The organism is Streptomyces sp. NPDC005151, from assembly GCF_053599875.1.
Genome location: NZ_JBSFYR010000242.1, coordinates 1 through 1,672, shown reverse-complemented (window position 1 = coordinate 1,672; position 1,672 = coordinate 1). Strand labels below are relative to the sequence as shown.

Sequence of the window (1,672 nt, the reverse complement as noted above, 5' to 3'; positions counted from 1 at the left end):
AGCCTGGATCCACCGGCTTGATGTCTGTGGACAGTTTCTCGGGGAACGAAGAAGTGCCTTGTGACCTGCGATGATGGGGTTTCTCTAGGACCACATCAGGCACGATCGACAAGGCACTTCCGAGATGCAATCTTCCCATGCCGCGGCGGCGGTCTCATCCGTGTTCGACGATCCGAACCTGGTCGCGTACGGCGGGCTGGAGCCGGTGATCCGGCTGGCCGAGCGGTGTGGTCTGCCGACTCTGGCCGATGATCTCATCAGGCTGCCGCGCTCGAAGGACGGCACCGGCGCCTTCCCCGCCGCGAAGCTGATGTCGCTGGTGGGCGGCATGGTCGCGGGCGCCGACAGCATCGAGGACATGGACCGGCTGCGGCACGGCGCGATGGGCCGTCTGTTCTCCGGTGTGCGGGCCCCGTCCACGCTGGGGTCGTTTCTGCGTTCCTTCACGCACGGACATGTGAAGCAACTGCACGCCGTGGCCCGCCGGTTCCTGCCCGAGCTGGCCCGTCACACCCCGCTACTGCCCGGCGCGGACCAGGTCGCCTACGTAGACGTCGATGACACCATCCGCCGCACCTACGGCTACGCCAAACAGGGCGCCGGCTACGGATACAGCAAGGTCAAGGGCCTGAACGCACTGCTCGGCATTGTCTCCACGCCGCTGGCCGCCCCGGTGATCGCCGCCACGAGGCTGCGCAAGGGCCCCTCGAACTCGGCGCGCGGCGCGGCAGCGTTCGTGGCCGAGACCATCCGCACCGCCCGCGCCTGCGGCGCGAGCGGCCTGCTGGTGGTACGGGCGGACTCCGCGTTCTACGGCGCGGACGTCATCAATGCCTGCCGGACGCTGGGCGCCCGTTTCTCGGTCACGGTGCGGATGAACGCCTCCGTCAAGGCCGCGATCGCCCGCATCGGCGACGACGCGTGGACGCCGATCAAATATCCCCAAGCGGTCTGGGACGAGGAGAGCCAGTGCTGGATCTCGGACGCCGAGATCGCCGAGGTCTCCTACACCGCGTTCACTTCCAAGCCGAAGAAGCAGCACGTCACCGCCCGTCTGATCGTGCGCCGCGTCAAGCGCCTGGGCCATGGTGCCGTCCCCGCCGGGCAGGGCACACTCTTCGACACCTGGCGCTACCACGCCGCGTTCACCGACTCCCCGCTCGCCTTGACCGACGCCGAGCGTGATCACCGTCGGCACGCTGTCGTCGAGCAGGTGATCGCCGATGTCAAGAACAGCGCCTTCGCGCACGCACCGTCCGGTCATTTCCAGGCCAACGCCGCCTGGCTCGCCCTGGCCGCCCTGGCGCACAACCTGACCCGCGCCGCCGGCACCCTGGCCGGAACGTTCCACGCCAGAGCGACCACCGCCACCATCCGCGACCACCTGATCAACGTGCCCGCCCGCCTGGCCCGCTCGGCCCGCCGCCTCACCCTGCACCTGCCCGAACGCTGGCCCTGGAACCAGGACTTCACCCAGCTCTTCAGCACGGTGCATGCGCCACCAGCCCTCTGACGCTCCCGACCGACCCGCCCGAAAGGGCCCGAGACCTGTGGACAAGTGGAAGAGCTGGGCAGACCAGCGGCCACCCCACGCCCGAATCCGCAACCCAGCCCCGACACGGCCTGCACACCCCCGAAACGATCAACCCGAAATCAAGCCGGTGGATCCGGG

Annotated in this window: 1 protein-coding gene; it reads left to right on the top strand. The window is 68.7% G+C overall.

The genetic code is table 11. The annotated features are described in order from the left end of the window. Window positions 1-124 precede the first annotated feature (124 nt). Complete coding sequence (locus tag ACWD6R_RS40460; protein WP_451823323.1) at window positions 125-1,513, top strand: IS1380 family transposase; 1,389 nt, start codon at window positions 125-127, stop codon at window positions 1,511-1,513. Window positions 1,514-1,672: the final 159 nt, after the last annotated feature.